This is a genomic window from Novosphingobium sp. 11B, from assembly GCF_054589055.1.
This window is the reverse complement of sequence record NZ_BAAILP010000063.1, coordinates 1-15,533: the sequence shown is the minus strand read 5'-3', so window position 1 is coordinate 15,533 and position 15,533 is coordinate 1. Positions and strand designations below refer to the sequence as shown.

The 15,533-nt window shown below is 60.3% G+C and carries 18 protein-coding genes and 1 pseudogene; 12 read left to right on the top strand and 7 right to left on the bottom strand.

Annotated elements, in window-relative coordinates; genetic code table 11:
* Positions 1 to 113 precede the first annotated feature (113 nt).
* Positions 114 to 1,030, top strand: a pseudogene (locus ACYPYD_RS05695) (IS3 family transposase); the annotation flags it as partial.
* 158 nt (positions 1,031 to 1,188) lie between these two features.
* Here the strand turns inward: ACYPYD_RS05695 and ACYPYD_RS05690 are convergent.
* Both ACYPYD_RS05690 and ACYPYD_RS05685 read right to left on the bottom strand, forming a co-directional pair.
* On the bottom strand, positions 1,189 to 2,535 hold the full coding sequence (locus ACYPYD_RS05690) for a family 1 glycosylhydrolase (RefSeq protein ID WP_459662418.1): 1,347 nt from the start codon (positions 2,533 to 2,535) through the stop codon (positions 1,189 to 1,191).
* A 70-nt stretch (positions 2,536 to 2,605) separates the two neighbouring features.
* Positions 2,606 to 3,697: a nucleoside hydrolase gene (locus tag ACYPYD_RS05685; protein WP_459662417.1), complete on the bottom strand. Its 1,092-nt coding sequence runs from the start codon at positions 3,695 to 3,697 to the stop codon at positions 2,606 to 2,608.
* A 347-nt stretch (positions 3,698 to 4,044) separates the two neighbouring features.
* On the opposite strand from ACYPYD_RS05685, the gene ACYPYD_RS05680 reads away from it, so the two are divergent.
* The 6 genes from ACYPYD_RS05680 to ACYPYD_RS05655 all read left to right on the top strand — a co-directional run bounded on the left by ACYPYD_RS05680 (position 4,045) and on the right by ACYPYD_RS05655 (position 6,976).
* On the top strand, positions 4,045 to 4,227 hold the full coding sequence (locus tag ACYPYD_RS05680; RefSeq protein WP_459662416.1) for a hypothetical protein: 183 nt from the start codon (positions 4,045 to 4,047) through the stop codon (positions 4,225 to 4,227).
* 220 nt (positions 4,228 to 4,447) lie between these two features.
* The gene (locus ACYPYD_RS05675) at positions 4,448 to 4,696 is read left to right on the top strand and encodes a hypothetical protein (RefSeq protein ID WP_459662414.1); all 249 of its coding nucleotides are present in this window, start codon (positions 4,448 to 4,450) and stop codon (positions 4,694 to 4,696) included.
* 22 nt (positions 4,697 to 4,718) lie between these two features.
* Entirely contained in the window at positions 4,719 to 5,081 is a 363-nt protein-coding gene (locus tag ACYPYD_RS05670) for a hypothetical protein (RefSeq protein ID WP_459662413.1), read from the top strand.
* The gene (locus ACYPYD_RS05665; protein WP_459662412.1) at positions 5,072 to 5,452 is read left to right on the top strand and encodes a hypothetical protein; all 381 of its coding nucleotides are present in this window, start codon (positions 5,072 to 5,074) and stop codon (positions 5,450 to 5,452) included. Before ACYPYD_RS05670 ends, ACYPYD_RS05665 begins: the two co-directional genes overlap by 10 nt.
* Positions 5,453 to 5,470: 18 nt before the next feature.
* Complete coding sequence (locus tag ACYPYD_RS05660; RefSeq protein ID WP_459662411.1) at positions 5,471 to 5,959, top strand: hypothetical protein; 489 nt, start codon at positions 5,471 to 5,473, stop codon at positions 5,957 to 5,959.
* 711 nt (positions 5,960 to 6,670) lie between these two features.
* A complete protein-coding gene (locus ACYPYD_RS05655; protein WP_459662410.1) occupies positions 6,671 to 6,976 on the top strand; it encodes an integration host factor subunit alpha in 306 nt (101 codons plus the stop codon).
* A gap of 2 nt (positions 6,977 to 6,978) precedes the next feature.
* Here ACYPYD_RS05655 and ACYPYD_RS05650 read toward each other — a convergent pair whose 3' ends face one another.
* Complete coding sequence (locus ACYPYD_RS05650) at positions 6,979 to 7,251, bottom strand: hypothetical protein (protein WP_459662409.1); 273 nt, start codon at positions 7,249 to 7,251, stop codon at positions 6,979 to 6,981.
* On the opposite strand from ACYPYD_RS05650, the gene ACYPYD_RS05645 reads away from it, so the two are divergent.
* Both ACYPYD_RS05645 and ACYPYD_RS05640 read left to right on the top strand, forming a co-directional pair.
* Positions 7,235 to 7,873 carry a hypothetical protein gene (locus ACYPYD_RS05645; RefSeq protein ID WP_459662407.1) on the top strand — a complete coding sequence of 213 codons (639 nt, stop codon included), beginning with the start codon at positions 7,235 to 7,237 and terminating at the stop codon, positions 7,871 to 7,873. The genes ACYPYD_RS05650 and ACYPYD_RS05645 overlap by 17 nt on opposite strands.
* Complete coding sequence (locus ACYPYD_RS05640) at positions 7,870 to 8,628, top strand: hypothetical protein (protein WP_459662406.1); 759 nt, start codon at positions 7,870 to 7,872, stop codon at positions 8,626 to 8,628. The genes ACYPYD_RS05645 and ACYPYD_RS05640 overlap by 4 nt, the downstream gene beginning before the upstream one ends.
* A 205-nt stretch (positions 8,629 to 8,833) precedes the next feature.
* Here ACYPYD_RS05640 and ACYPYD_RS05635 read toward each other — a convergent pair whose 3' ends face one another.
* The gene (locus ACYPYD_RS05635) at positions 8,834 to 9,070 is read right to left on the bottom strand and encodes a hypothetical protein (protein WP_459662405.1); all 237 of its coding nucleotides are present in this window, start codon (positions 9,068 to 9,070) and stop codon (positions 8,834 to 8,836) included.
* Positions 9,071 to 9,195: 125 nt separating this feature from the next.
* Between ACYPYD_RS05635 and ACYPYD_RS05630 the strand changes: the two genes are divergently transcribed.
* Genes ACYPYD_RS05630 through ACYPYD_RS05620 form a run of 3 tightly spaced genes read left to right on the top strand, consistent with a single transcriptional unit; the run spans position 9,196 to position 13,391 of the window.
* On the top strand, positions 9,196 to 11,520 hold the full coding sequence (locus ACYPYD_RS05630) for a TonB-dependent receptor (RefSeq protein ID WP_459662404.1): 2,325 nt from the start codon (positions 9,196 to 9,198) through the stop codon (positions 11,518 to 11,520).
* Positions 11,521 to 11,539: 19 nt separating this feature from the next.
* Positions 11,540 to 12,547, top strand: a complete 1,008-nt coding sequence (locus ACYPYD_RS05625; protein ID WP_459662403.1) for a zinc-dependent alcohol dehydrogenase family protein — start codon at positions 11,540 to 11,542, stop codon at positions 12,545 to 12,547.
* A 49-nt stretch (positions 12,548 to 12,596) separates the two neighbouring features.
* Positions 12,597 to 13,391, top strand: coding sequence for an enoyl-CoA hydratase/isomerase family protein (locus ACYPYD_RS05620; protein ID WP_459662402.1), 795 nt, complete (start codon positions 12,597 to 12,599; stop codon positions 13,389 to 13,391).
* Between the two features lie 638 nt (positions 13,392 to 14,029).
* On the opposite strand, the gene ACYPYD_RS05615 is transcribed toward ACYPYD_RS05620, so the two are convergent.
* The 3 genes from ACYPYD_RS05615 to ACYPYD_RS05605 form a co-directional block, all read right to left on the bottom strand.
* On the bottom strand, positions 14,030 to 14,704 hold the full coding sequence (locus ACYPYD_RS05615) for an SDR family NAD(P)-dependent oxidoreductase (protein ID WP_459662400.1): 675 nt from the start codon (positions 14,702 to 14,704) through the stop codon (positions 14,030 to 14,032).
* Between the two features lie 77 nt (positions 14,705 to 14,781).
* Positions 14,782 to 14,979, bottom strand: coding sequence for a hypothetical protein (locus tag ACYPYD_RS05610; protein ID WP_459662399.1), 198 nt, complete (start codon positions 14,977 to 14,979; stop codon positions 14,782 to 14,784).
* Positions 14,980 to 15,071: 92 nt separating this feature from the next.
* Positions 15,072 to 15,533 (bottom strand): integrase core domain-containing protein (locus tag ACYPYD_RS05605; RefSeq protein WP_459662398.1); only part of this gene is annotated, 462 nt, incomplete at its 5' end.

Below are 15,533 nucleotides of genomic sequence, written 5' to 3'. Positions count from 1 at the left end.
TAAACGGTCTCAGTGTTCGATGCTGGTGAAGCAAACTCCTGTTCCATCGTCATGGCCAATCTCCTGAATGACACTGCCGTCAGGATACCGGTTAATCCCGGCGACCTGCATAGGATCTTTTTAGCGAAAGCCTTCGGTCGATGAGCGTGGACCGGAGGCGGGCGATGGTCGAACCTGCTCACCATCGCCTGTCAATCTCGGCGCAGTGTCGCCTGCTGCGGATCAGCCGCTCGTCCTATTACTATGCGCCGGTGCCGGAGACCGATGAGACGCTGGCACTGATGACGGTGATCGACGCGACGTTCCTGGACTGCCCGTGGTATGGCAGCCGCCAGATGGCGCGGCACTTGCGGCGTGCCGGACACGAGATCGGTCGTCGTCGGGCACGGCGGTTGATGGCAAAGATGGGCCTGACGCCGATCTACCAGCGTCCCCGTACGAGCGATCCGCATCCGCAGCACCGGGTCTATCCGTATCTGCTGCGCAAGCTGGCGATCGAGCGGCCCAACCACGTCTGGTGCGCCGACGTGACGTACATCCCCATGCGCCGGGGCTTCCTCTATCTGGTGGCGATCATGGATTGGGCGACCCGGAAGGTTTTGGCCTGGCGGTTGTCGAATACCATGGATGCCGGCTTCTGCGTCGCGGCACTGGAAGAGGCGCTGGCCCTGTTCGGCAAGCCGGAAATCTTCAACACCGATCAAGGTAGCCAGTTCACCAGCTTCGCCTTCACCAGCGTGCTACGCGAGGCCGAAGTCCGCATCAGCATGGACGGTCGGGGACGGTGGATGGACAACGTCTTCATCGAGCGACTCTGGCGCTCCCTGAAGTACGAATGCGTCTACCTCCATGCCTTCGAGACCGGTTCGGAGCTGAAGGCTGGTCTTGCTCATGGATTACCTATTACAACACCCAGCGTCCGCACTCGAGCCTTGCCGGCAGAACGCCGGCCGAGGCCTATCGACGGAACGGGCAATCAGATCATGGGGGGCATGCCCCCCATGATCTGATGATCAAGCAGGCGGCATGAACGACAACCGGGTTTAGCTTAACTCAGCCGCCAAACTGTCCAAGAAGGCGGAACCACCTCAGAGTACGCCCGTCTGCGTCGGGCAGACATGGTCGGAAGGGCGAAAACGAGTTTCGCGCCTTCCCTTACACAAGAGATCGAGCCCGGCTGCTACCACCTCAAATCGGCGATATTGAATTTGATTGAGCGATTGCCTTCAAAATCTTAGCGCTTGGCTTAGGAGACCGTTTGAATGTGATCGGATCGACGCTGGCAAGGCCGAAGGCGCCGTGGCCGATGCCAGCACCCCATTCGTAATTGTCCATCAGCGTCCAATGGATATAGCCTCGTACCGGGACTCCTTCGGCCATCGCCCCGTGAAGTTCCCGTAGGCCGTCGCGGATAAGGTTGGCGCGGATTGTATCGTCGTCGGTTCCGACACCGTGCTCGGTCACCAAAACCGGCTTGCCGGTCGCCTGGTAGGCAAATCGCGCCGCGCCGGCGAGTGACGGAGCATATACTTCGGCGCCGCGGAAATTGCGCGGCGTGCCCGCAGGCGCAGGGAGGCGGCCATCCTTGCCCCACAGGATGCGTTCGTAGTTCTGGATGGCGACGAAATCGTCATCGCGCGCCACTGCCAGCCAGTCTCCGTAGAGTTCGGCCCGCATCCGGTCTCGGATGGAATTCGGGCCGACGGCCTGGTCGTCGGCAATCGACAGTGTGAAGCCGACGGGAAGGTCGGGGCGCACTGCCTTGATCGCCGCACGCGCACTTTTGTGGCCCTTGATCATCGCGGCGGTCAGCGCGGGGACGTCCTCCGGCAAGACGGTGTTAGCCACGAGATAGCGCGGTACGCCCGCAGCCTTTGCGGCCGAAGCCAGATTGGCGCGCAAGCCTCCCATGAACTGAGGGGGCAGAACGAAGGGCAACAGGCGGGGCAGGTTCGGCTCGTTCAAGGTCGTCGCGATTGCTATTCCGCTTGCCAGATGTTTGGCCGCCCGCTCGCAGAAACGAGTGAACAGGTCGCTCGCATCGGGATGCAACCATCCTCCTTGGGCGGCAAACCAGCGTGGCGTTGTGTAGTGGTTGAAGGAGACCACCGGGGCAATACCACGTTCGCGGCAGCCATCGATGATGGCTTTGTAGTGATCGAGCATGGCGCGCGAGAACATTCCCGGTTCCGGCTCGATGCGTGGCCACTCAAGACTGAAGCGGAACGCATTGAGCCCCATGCTTTTCACAAGGTCGAGGTCATCTCGCCATAGCTCGAGGCTGTTGACGGCATCCCCCGACGGCGCGCCAGTGATAGTAGGTTGCACATTCTCGAGAAGCCACTGGTCGGAATTCGTGTTGTTACCCTCGATCTGGTGGCCGGCAGTAGCCGCGCCCCACAGGAAGCCGGAAGGGAAGCTGGCCGATCCTAGCGAGGATTGCTTTTGCGCAGGAGCGGCGAGCGCTTTTCCAGCAAGCATGGGCGCTGCGGCAAGCGCGGCAGCGCCGGCGATGATTGAACGTCGGTCGATCATGCGAAGTCCTTGGTGAAGCGGCAGGCGGGTGGGCCCGGCCATGAAATCAGACAGGCACTTGTTCCGGAGCCTATGCTGCCGAAAGAAGCCTGAAACGCGCCAGCATGTCCCTGAATGTCAGTCCTGCATCGACGTAAGTGTAGACCCGCATGGGGCGCCCACCCGCACGCTCCGCATAGCTTCCGTTGTCGAGAAGCCTTGGTGTTGGCAGCAGCTTGTACCGGCTCGATGTAGGATCTGGCTGCATAGGGGGAACCAGCGCGGTCAATGTCACCAGCGGACTGTCGCCCAGGACGTAGGCGTCTGTCATGGCCACCGGGGGTACGCCAGGTATCTTGGCGAACATCTCCGGTATCGCATCGACCCTAGACTTAAGATAGGCGCCGAGCCGGCTCTGTCCACCCAACTCCTCAAGTTCGGCCGTGCTGAACAGCATCTGGCTATAGGCATCGGAGGGCACTTGCCAGATCTCGATATCGGATTCGTTGAACAGCACTTGCGCCGCTACAGGATCGATAGAGAAATTGAATTCCGGTTCGCCCGGCTTGGCTCCGGGATTTCCAAAGCCGGAATGAGTGTTCCCACCGATCCAGATCAATTTTATGCGGCGGCCAATGCGCGGCTCAGACAACCAAGCGAGCGCGAGATCGGTTAGCCCAGCGCCGGCCGCATAGATCAGAGGCTCGTTAGCGTCTTCGCGCATAGCTTCGCGGACGATGGCAGCCGATGCCGTACTGGGTTTCGAGGAGGTGCGTGACTGGATTGGCGTCTCGGATCCGGCTATGATGCTATACTTGCCGGCAAGCTTCATGATTTCGAGAACTTCGCCAATCCGTGCGATTGCATCTTGGGCGTCGTGCCCGCTGCCGAACTTGGCGGGAAGGTGCGATCCCACGATGAGAGAAATCTTGACCGACGAGCACAATGCGTGATGCGCAAGCTGAAACAATCCGTCCGGATCACCAGCGAAGTCGTTGTCGAGGATCACCCGTGCTAACGCTGGCTGCTTGCCAAATGCATGTGCGGGCACCGCGAGTGCGCTAGCGAGCGTCATCGCCGAACCGACGAATTTTCGGCGACCCATTTTAGGGGGCAACAAACCTCTCCTTTTTGTTTCCTTGGGCTGTTGTCCATCATCCAAAGCATCATGTAAAATATGCATTTTTTAGATAAACATAAGTACAGCCTATGGCAGGGGTATTGCTTAAGAGGCTGCGAGCGGGTGCTTCATCCGGGCTAACCGACAAATGTACAGTCGTGGAGTTTGCCGCAGACAGGTCACAGAGATCTCGCATCGGAAACCCTCAGTCCGAAACGGGAGCACGTAACGCTGACCTGGAAACAAATCGAATGGCCGGTTTTTGGATTGGCGGGCAACGCGCTGAACTTCCGCAAAGCGGGCGGTTGCTGCTGATGGATTTTTAGCAAGTTGGACGTTGGGAGTGTCGTAGCCATCCGGTGAAAGCCGCGGCGCAGCTCTGATCAAGTGGTGATGGAGCGCCCCGCTACTTGAACGTCATGGCAGGCACGGACACCGCCTTAGCTCTCGCCAAGGATGCCATTTCCTTTTCGCTAACCGAGCCCTTCGTGCCGCAGCTGGGGCAGGCAAAGAAGCTCACACCGCCAGCGCAAAGCATGGCGTCAATGTTGAACGTGTTTCCGCAAAAGCATTCGGCGGAAACACGCATTTGATGATGGTTCATCTGTCGGTACCCCTCCAGAGAATCGGAACCCTGTATTCACCCCACCCAAATCGGGTGATTTTTATCCACAAAGATGGCGGCGCCGCGCAAGCGTCCGTCCGTTCTGTTGCACTCTTGGTGCGACAAACGGAGCGTCGGGGTGTTGTAGCATTACTGGCCTATGCCAGCTCGTCGGCGACTGGAACGGCACCACCCCCATCGGGGGAATTATGGTCGAACGGAAGTGGGACGGGTGGCGCGCGCTCCGCTTCCGCGGCCTCGACGGTAAACCCCGCCTCTGGTCCCGCAACGGCCAGCCGCTCAACGGCGCCGATCATATCGTGCACCAGCTCGGCTTGACGGAGCGCGTCGCGGGCGTGCCGCTCTTCCTCCACGGCGAAATCGTGGTCGGCGGGACGCTGGACGCAACGAAACGCTGGTTCGAGAGCGGACGGCGCAAGGCGCAAGGGAGGGGATAAAGGCCGCCTCCACCTCTTCGACGTGCTGACGGAGGAGGAATGGCGCGCGGGCGACAGCAATCGGCCGCTGCATGAGCGAAAGGCCTGGCTGCAGGAGCTGCCGGGCGCGGTGCGCGACGATCCGGCGCTCGCCTGGGACTGGCGGCCGGGAAGCCGGGGCGGAGACGACCCCACCGCCGTTCAGGTGGTCGAGGACGAATGGGCCTTCACCGAATCGGACGTGCACGACATGGTGCAGGGCGTGTGGGCTGCCGGGGGAGAAGGGCTGATGCTCAAGGATCCCGAGAGACCCTGCCGGCGCAAACGCGGGCCTGGATGGCTCAAGGTGAAACTGGACAACTGGTCCAAGTGGGCATCGCCCAAGAGGGCGGCATTATGGTCCTGATCGCCTCAAACGAGGCCGCAGAAATTAAACCCCACCGGGGGAAACCCGGGAACGTGACGACCGTGGAAATGCAGCCGGCCAAGATCACCCAGCGGCGCGGGCGGACCGGCAAGTTCACTGGCGCAGTCATCGCAAAGGGCGAGTTTCCGACGCGGCAGGGATTCGACATACGGATGGAGGTCTACCAGACCGAGGGCGGCGCTTACGTCGCGGTGACGACGACCGACGTGGAGACGCGCGCTGTTGTCATCGAGCCTGCCGATCCGATGGACATGCAGTGCGCGGTCATGGAACCGTTCGACTGGCATGATCGAGCCAAGACCATGCTGGGAGATCAGCTCAAGTGGAAGTTTGTAAGGACGGTAGACTGAAGCGAAGGGATAAACTCGATGGTTATGGTGCCTGCAGATACGCTTCTCACATTCAAGCAGCCGGAGGTTCTGCCTGGTAAATTAGCAATCCGACGGATCGGGAATACGCCTGGCCCAGCGTTGTTTTTTTCTGAAGACGGCGGTCGTCGATTTATTTCGCTCACACCGGCCGACGAAGGTGGTTTTTGGGAACGGCCGGCTGTCCAGAACAATTTCGAGCATCTTGCAGTCGGGCAATTTCGGCTGATGGTGGATTGGGACAGTGTGGTTTCTTCATCTCACGTGGATTGCCCGGTCGGCATGGTCGTGAAGATTGGCCAGCGTTTCGGCTTTCTCGCACGTACAACTGTTGCGAAACTCTATGTCGGGATTGAAGGGACGCCAATTGCCCCGCCGCAATGGGAGGAGTTTGTGGCTTTCTCCAAGTGGCGCATCGACATTCCCACGATCGGAGAAGAATTCATCACACTGTACGAGCATGATGCTTTTGCTGGTTTGGATCAGTGACCAAGCCTATACTGAAACGCATTGCCCGCGCGCTCTGCAGCCATGACGGCCTGCCCGGGAACACACAGTTCGAAAGGCGGCCGATGTGGGAGAGATTCTTGCCGAAGGCGAAGGCAATGTTGAGCGCGATTCGAACCCCCACCGAGGAAATGAGGCAGGCCGGCGTCTCTGCACATGGCCAGAAGGCGCATCCGACGGCATCAGAAGATGCAGGGATCACGTGGGAAACTATGGTAAACGCAGCCCTGCACGAAAACTGACGGAATCGGCCATAAGCTCCGGCTAGTAGTTCCGAGGACGAGTAAACCTTCTCCCCGCAACATCCCGATTACTACCCATATGATTCGCCTAGCGTTGGTCCATGGTGAACCGGTCGGGTGTCAGGGGAGGCGCCTACTAAGTCGATAGCTGAAAGCCACCAGCTGCTGTCGGCGGTCAAGCGGGCGCGGCGGTTGGAGGATACCGCCGCGCCCGCCCCGGCGGCCACCCCTGGACGCCGAGCTGCAAACGAATGATATTGATGGACCGGCCGCACATCGCGGCCCTTTGTTCACAAGTGCGTTGATCCCTACCGGCGTATCGCTACCGAGCCGCCCGGGTGCGGCGGCTTGCAGGGGACCGACGCACCCATCTCCCTTATGGAAAAATCGTTTGTTAGCGGTATGCTATCGATCCGCTGGCGCGTTATCGTCGCGCCAAAGGGAGATTTCAGTGCATCAAGCGTCCAAGAGCCTCACTCGCGCCGCGATCGCCGAGGCGATCAAGAAAAGCGTCGGGATTTCCTTCGCCGGAGCGGATCGCATGGTCGATGCGATCATTGAGGAAATCGCCGCCGCTCTCGAACGTGGCGAGAACGTGAAGATAGCCGGCTTCGGCACGTTCCTGCTGAACGATAAGGGGCCGCGCGTCGGACGCAACCCGAAGACTGGCAAGGAGGCGGTTGTAGCCGCGAGGCGCGTCGTCACCTTTAACCCGAGCGCCACCCTGCGAGCACGCGTCGCTCCCGTGCTGGACTGATCTTAGATCAGCGACCTGATCTGCAACTCCATCGCCATCGTCCTCAGCTTCACGCTGCCCCGCGCGAATGGCGCCCGCCCCAGGAAGCCGAGATAGGTCCGGTTCTGCCGCCACGTCGTCACCGCCGGGTCGAAGCAGCAATAGATCGGCAGCGACGTGCCGAGCTTGTAGGTGAGTGGCGCGAAGGTGTCCTCGTACTCCGCCTCGCCGAGCCATGAGAGGGTGAAGAGCAGCGTTCGCAGCGTGATGCCCGGCGTGGTGTCGGGCACCGTCATCGGCGCGAGCACAACAGGCGATGGCGCTTTCCCAGTCGCAGACCCGCGCGCGTTTACTGCGCAGCGCGAGCATTACCAGACCGGCGGGCATTACGGCGTCGTCGACTGGGAGCAGACCGCCTATGAAGTTAGAGGTTCCGCCTGCCACGACAACGGGTTCAACTCGGTGGCCGACCCGCGTTTAATTTCTGATGCCTCAAGTGGGGGGCGGGAAATTAAACTGCCGGAGCCCGGCGATCGTCTCGTGTGCCGCATCATCGCGACCGGCAGCACTTGGCACTGCCCGTTCACGACGCTGGACCTTGCCTCGCTGCAGGCGCTCTTCGACCCGGAAGAGATCTTCTACCAGGAGGCGACCGAATACGGGTTGGAATGGCGCTGCCGCACCCCGTTCGACCTCATCGGCGGCTCGGACGTCACCAAGCGCGAGTGGATCGGCAACATGGTGCCCGGCGCTGCCGCTACGGGCATGGCCGAGACGATCGGTGAGACGATGATCCTCGCCGACATGGGCGAGAGCTTCTTCCTGAGCACGCGCGAGATCTGGGCCAAGCCCGGGGCGCTCGCTCTCGCCATCGACAACGACCAGCTCGCATTTCGCATCGACGGAGAGTTCACATGAACGCCATCCTACTTTGTGACGATGCGGGACCGCCGTGCACCCGCGAACCGCGCGAGCAGGCCTCGAGCTTCGACCCGATTGTGCTCGACCTCATCCGTCACCGAGGCGACCTCCTCGATGTAACCCGCCAGACGAATCTCTCCGATCTTGTCGGCATGAACAGAAACCTGATCGCCAAGGCGGATCGCCAGTTCCTCGACTTCGATGGCAGGGACCTTCGAAAGTACAAAAGCAACCATATCGTGAAGTGCGTAATGAGCGCCCTCAAGGTGAAGAATTGCTTCTTCCAAGGACTTAACTTTGTCGTGTGTATTAGTGATCATAGATATTATCTTGTCGCTTTTAGCGGTCCTTTTGTTTCGGCGCGGCGCCCTTACGGCCGATTGCGCATGACGGCAATTGCTCTTTCGCATTTGCGACAAACCGCTCGTCGCATTTCACCTGCTCATCTAAACCCAAAGCCAGGAGGCCGTCATGTAACCGGCAGCGCGCTGCGCGCACCCGAAAGCCAATCAGAAGCGGGACGGCGTTATGCCGGAACAGCAGGGAGGGGCGGCCGCTCCTCGCGTCGTCCCGCGAAAGGCTTCCGCCGGATCTCCGACAGCCTAGCGATATGTCGAGATTTTTCGGCAACAGACCTGATTGAAATGCCGGTAAAGCATGGCGTGCCTGCGGGTGTGATGAGCTGCGGAGGCGATTTTCCCCGTGAGCAGCGACGCCTTACGATGCTCATCAGCAAGAGCGGTGATGAATAGCGCTGATGATGCGTGCTCGAATAGGTGCCATCGCTCGGCAAGGCCTCTGATCACGCCAATTTTTGATTAGAGAATCCTGAAATCGCCACAGCGCTTTGACCGAACATCAAATTTTCGAACGTTCTCGAATTGCGCGTCGTGCTGCCAAGTGGGCTGAAGACTGTTCCGCTGTGCCAGCCGCATCCCGAAGTCATTGCATTGGAACTCACGCGCTGCCACATCGGATTGCCCGGTAGCAGGTAAGATCCGCGGCGCCATCGCGAAACGTCGCGAACTTAATCCCAGCCAAGTCCAGCAGGTCGCCACGATCGCGGCCAAGCGCATGCGCCAGTTCCGAAAAGTGACGCATCAGCGGCATGTTGAGTTTCGCAAACTCCGCATCTGCGATCGATGAAATTTTCAGGCGCTGCGCAGGCCCATTTGCTGTCTCGTTTGGCCACATCCGTCAAGTCGCACACGGATAATTGCGGCACCATGCAACCGGAAAAAGGAAGGGCGTGGTCGGAAAATCTGTGCGCGTCCGGCACTTCGATGTTCAGAGGCTGAATGGCCCACGATGGGGGAACGATGACCGAATCTGTAACCAAGGCGACAGTCTCGCTGTTGGCCGTCGTGGCCGCAATCTCGTCGTTGCCGGCAATTGCGCAGGAGAACGGCGGGCAGGATGTCGGCGGCGAAATCATCGTCACTGCCCAGCGCCGCGCCGAAGCCTCCCGCGACGTTCCCATCAGCGTCACCACGCTCGGCAGCGAGCAACTCTCCACGGCCAACGTGCGCCAGCTTTCGGACACGGCCAAGCTCACGCCGGGCTTGCGTTTCGACAGCCAGGGACCTGCCGTGCAGCCGACCATTCGCGGCGTCGGCACCGCGATCACGACTTCGGGCGGCGGTCCCAACGTCGGCATCTACGTCGATGGTTTCTTCCAGGCCAACACCTACCTTTCCGACTTCGACTTGCTCAACGTTGGCAGTATCCAGGTCCTCAAGGGTCCGCAGGGCACCTTGTTCGGCCGCAACACGACCGGCGGCGCGATCATAGTGACCACTGCCGAACCCAGCACCGACACCAGCGCCCAGGCCAAAGTCAGCTACGGCCGTTTCAACAGCGTCAAGGCGCAGGCCTATGCTACCTACGGCATCAGCGACCGCGTCGCGGTCGACATCGAAGGGCTCTACCGCCGGGGTGACGGTTATCTTACCGATATCAGCAACGGCGACGACAAGGTCGGCCAGTACGAGAACTGGTCGATCCGACTCGGTCTCAAGGCCGAACTAACCGACGACGTATCCGTGCTGCTGCGCTGGAACCATTCGGAAACCGACGATCCGACCTCCCAGCTCGTCAATGCCTACGTTGACAAGTCCGGCGGGGCCGGCTTCTTCGACAAGGTCTCGCCCGCCGGCCGCGCGATCTACGGGGCGTCCAGTTCCAAGGGCCTGCCGCTCGTCTTCTACTATGCGCCAGATGGCACCTACACGAGCAATCCCCGCCAGGTTCTGCTCAACAAGCCGCAGAGCTTCCGCACCAATTCGGATGCGCTGCAGGGCACGATCAAGGCCGATCTCGGCTTCGCGGACCTGACCTCATACACCCAGTACCGCAAGGACCTGTCGCCCTACTACGGCGACCTTGACGCGACCGCGATCCCGATCTTCAATATCTACGTCGGCGTCAACGACGAGACGTGGAGCCAGGAAGTGCTTCTCAACTCCAAGCCGGGCGGGCCGCTGCAGTGGACGGCGGGCCTCAATTACTTCCAGATCCGCGACACCTGGGACATCGGCGCCTCGTTCGGCGGCGCGCCGTTCGCCCCCTTCGGCGGTTCCAATACCAAGACGACGTCCTATGCCGCTTTCCTCGACGCAACCTACGAGGTGAATGACAGGGTCTTCGTCACGCTGGGCGGCCGCTACAGCCATGATGTGGTGGCCGACGGGTACTTCGTCGCGAACTTCACCACACCACTGACCGGCTACACCGGCGCGAACGGGGAGAACGTGCCGTTCACGGGCAACCCCGGTGACCGCATCCCGGTAGATACGCTCAAGAACGACAGCTTCACGCCGCGCGTCGTGCTGCGCTACAAGCCGAGCGGTGATTCGAGTGTCTATGCCTCGTTCACGCGTGGCTACAAGGCGGGCATCCTCAACGTCGGCGGGTATTCGGCACAGCCGGTAAAGCCCGAGAAGATCAACGCCTTCGAGGTCGGCTACAAGTTCGACAACCGCGTTTTCCAAGCCGATCTGGCCGGGTTCTATTACGATTACAAGAACCTTCAGGTCTCCAGCTACCAAGACGGCGCAGCGCAGATCCGCAATGCCGCAAGCTCGGAAATCTACGGGCTTGAGGCGCAGCTGCGCTATGCGGTGAGCGAGGCCTTCAACATCAATGGCGGCGTTGCCTGGACCCATGCGCGCTACAAGTCGTTTCCGAACGCGCCGTACTACAGCTATTGCGATCCCGCCGTCGTCGATCCGGCGAGTTCGATGAACTGCGCTTACAGTGGCACGCAAAGCGCGGGCGGCCTCGTCCAGACCTCGACGGACGCGTCGGGCTACAAGATGCAGCGCGCGCCGGAGTTTTCCGGCAATATCGGCGCGAGCTACGGGCTGGACCTCGGCGGCGGCAGGCTGATGCTGTCGGGCAACGTCTATTACACATCCAGCTTCTATTTCGACCCGGAACAGCAGTTCAAGCAGAAGGGCTACGAGATCGTCTCGCTGCGCGCCCAGTGGACCGATCCTACCGAGATGTTCACGCTCGCGGCCTATGGCGACAACGTCACCAACAGCCGCTACCAGACGCAGGTCCTGTTCAATACGCTGGGCACCGGCGCGGTTTGGAATTCACCGACGACCTACGGCATCGAACTGGGTGTGAAGTTCCGCTGACGAAGGAGATCACGCACTCATGAGAGTCATGCGCCTTCGCCAGCCTGCTTCCATCGAAAGCCTGGTGCCGGACCATGGTGAAGCGCGTGCACCAGGACCCGGCGAAATCCGCGTCCGCATGAGGGCAGCTTCGCTGAACTTTCGCGACGGCCTTGCCGTAGACGGCGTCTTTCCAGTGCGGGACGGCCTCATTCCACTATCGGACGGGGCGGGCGACGTTGTGGAGGTCGGCGAGGGTGTCACCGCATTTTCACCGGGCGACCGCGTCGTTAGCGTGTTCCATCCCAACTGGATGGAAGGACACATCGACCGCATCGATCTCGACAATTCACCGGGCGGGCCGGCCGACGGCTTCGCATGCGAGGAAGCGACGCGCCCGGTCTCGCATTTCACCCGGGCGCCCGCGAACCTCGACTATTTGGAACTGGCGACCCTTACCTGTGCCGGCGTCACGGCGTGGCGTGCCGTCGTCACCGACGGCCAAGTGAAGCCGGGAGAGTATGTACTCGTACAGGGCACCGGCGGCGTATCGCTGTTCGCGCTGCAATTCGCGAAAGCAGCGGGTGCGACGGTGATTGCGACGAGTTCCACTGCCGAAAAGTTGGGGAGGCTAAAGGCGCTAGGCGCTGACCATGTCGTGAATTACACCGAGATCCCCGAATGGGGCCAGGCAGTGCTCGGTCTCACGGGCGGTCTCGGCGTCGAACACGTGATCGAAGTGGGCGGCCCGCACACCTTGCGACAGAGCTTCATCGCGGCAAGGACCGGCGGACACGTCGCGATCATCGGCGCGGTGGGCGGTTTCGGCATCGACACCATGCCTTTCGCGATCGTCCAGGCCAAGCGCCTGCTGCTTCAAGCAGTGACTGTCGGTAGCCGCCGTGATCAGATCGACATGATCCGCGCGATCGAGGTGCACGACATCCATCCGGTGATTGCCGAAGTCTTCCCGCTGGAAAAGATGACGGCGGCCTTCGAGCGCATGGGGGAAGGGCGGCACGTCGGCAAAATCTGCCTCGAAATCTGAACATGGGCACCGGCCACCAATTGGAAATGCAGGAATCAGGGATTGTTGAATGGACGGATACGACTTGGGCGCTTCAGCGCTGCGGATTGAAACCGACGGGCCAATTGCGTGGTGCATGATTGACCGGCCTCAGGCGCGCAATGCCATGACCCCGGCCATGTATATGGGGATCAAGCGCGCGGTACGCCTCGTCAATATCGATCCTCGATTGCGCGCGCTCATCATCACTGGGACCGCCGATGTCTTTTCGCCCGGCGGTGACCTGGGTGGCCGCTACGAACCTGGTGACGAGCATGTTCCGGCTGGCCTGACTTACGAAGGTCTGCCCTTCATCAGCATTCGGGAGAGCACAGCGCCGGTCATCGCCGCCGTCAATGGTATCTGCCAGGCCGGCGGCCTTCTGATGGCAATGATGGCGGATATCGCTGTGGTAAGCGAAAGGGCGACCTTCCGCGTCCCGGAGCTGCTGCGGGGCATAGTGGACTCTACTTACGCGGCGACGCTGCCGGCGCACGTCGGCCTTGCCACTGCGCGCGATCTTCTGCTTACGGCGCGCACCATCGACGCGCGGGAAGCCCAGCGCATCGGTCTGATTTCCCGGGTTGTACCGCATGAACAGTTGCGCGACGCTGCGCAACAGGCGGCTCATGAAATCCTCATGACCGCTCCTCAAGCACGGACACACGTCAAGCGCATGCTCAACGAGCGATATGGGGCGATAGATTACCAGACCATGTTCTGGTCGCTGCAGCACTCCGAAGAACCGCGTGAAGGGATGCGAGCCTTCATGGAAAAGCGTGTCCCCGCATGGATATCGCAAGATATAGATCAGACCCCGGGATGAAACCGGGAGCCGCGCCGGCGATGATCAGGCGCCGGCCATTTTGTCCGCATCCGTCAAATCGGAAATTATTGGATCGGCTAAGTTTGGGTAACTGCTCGGGATAAGGGCGGGGCCAAGGAGAGGCATGATGGGCCAGAAATTAAGCGAGATGCTGGAACGCGAACTGAGTATCCGCTAGTTTTCAAGATGCCTTCTGGTTTCAAAATCTGCCGCCAGATCAATTGGCCATAAGAGCGCTAGCGCATTATGGAGACGTCTCATTTCGGAGCGGACGATCTTGTCGTGGCTGAGGCCGTTCAATTCGCGGAACCGGGCGTGACATTCGTTTATGACGGTAACGGCAACAAGGCAGTTTCCAGCAGGCGTGCTGTTCTAGGCTCAGGACCCATTGATTGACGGAGGTTGATGTGATTCTGGCTCCGTAAGGAGACTGAGCATGAGCGACCTGTATTGGCCGACGGACGAGCAGATGGCGCGCCTGTCGCCCTATTTCCCCAGGAGCGCATCGAGTCAGTGCAACGTTCGCCTCCGTGAAACCCGATACAGCACGATCAGGCTTCGCCTCGGCCAGTGCGGACAGATCCATGAAACCCTCAAGGGATCACACCGCCTAGCTTCTGCAATTACAGATCCTGAGCCTAATGCTCGTAGATCATTTTGCGCGTCATTCCGCCATCGACGGACAAAGTGTGGCCTGTCACAAAATCGGCGCGAGCTAGATAAAGGACTGCTTCCGCAATATCTTCCGGCCTGCCTACACGACCTGCTGGATGCTGCGCGTGATCTTGAGGGCGAAGAGTTGTTTCATCAGTGATCCAACCGGGCGCGATTGCGTTGACGCGGATGCGGGGCCCAAGCTGTATTGCAAGGGCCTGTGCCAGCGATATCATTCCGCCTTTCGCTGCGGCGTAAGCGAAATCGCCTCCTTCCGACATCAGCGCGCGCGTCGATGCCATCATCACGATCGCTCCACCTTCGCTCATGAGCGGTTCTGCTGCGCGGCTCATGAGGAATGCTCCTGTGAGATGGCTCCCGATCATCCGGTTCCAATCCGAAAGGGAAACGGAGCTCAGCCGCATGTCAGGGTCAGCCACCCACCCGCCGTTGTTGACCAGCAGATCGAGAGATTCCCACCCCAGCGTTGCAAAGGCGCCGGCAATAGACTGCTCGCTGCTGATATCGCATACAACGGGTACGCCTATCTTACCTTCGCACAAGTCGAAACTGGAGACTTCCCAATCTTCAGCGATGAGCTTGCTGCAAATGGCCTGCCCGAGAAGGCCAGAGCCTCCGGTAACGATTGCGCGCTTCATTCCGGCTCCTGCCGCCTTCTTGGTTGCCTTGCCCAACTACGATGACTCTATACAAAGAATAGGGTGTAGGCATCGCTCTAACCGGCGGCGCCATTCTGGATGCTGTCACGCATCAACTGCCCCAACTGCTTCTTGATCGACACGCCCTCGGTATGGGAAGTGACATCCAGACAGCCCTCTTTGGTGAGTTGCAGGCGCAATTCCCTTGTGTTCCTGAATTGGCCGCTCCGCGCCAGATCGAACGCCCGTTCAAGGGTTGTGTCACTGGAAATCATCGTCTCTGTCCCACTCTGAGAACGTTAACCTTAGACAAACGCCGGCAGTTCTTGACCATGATCGGCCCCCACCGAGTGGTCCGGCTTGATTGTTAGTGCATGATCGCCTTCGGCGCCATGGTCGCCCGTAGGTGGAGCGAAGCGGAACCGGAGGGCGGCCATGGCGGCGTTGCAGTTTCCGGGGCCGGCGGCCGATAACCCAATGAGCTATGCGGCCTGACTGTATTGTAATGCCGCCGCCAGGCTTCGGTCAGGATTTTCGCCTCGGCCAAGGTATAGAAGATTTCGCCGTTGAGCAGTTCGTCACGCATCGAGCCGTTGAAAGACTCACAATAGCCGTTCTCCCATGGGCGACCGGGGGTGATGTAGAGCGTCTTTACGCCGATCCTGGCCAACCATTGTTGCACGGCGTTGACGATAAATTCGCTGCCATAGCACATTGGGAAGCGGCCCCTCGAAGGGGCGCACTGCCTTGATGAAGGCAAGGGCGCGTAGCGCCCGCAGGCTTCATCAAGGCAGTCATGATCGGCCCGCAGGTCTCTAAAGTGAAGTTG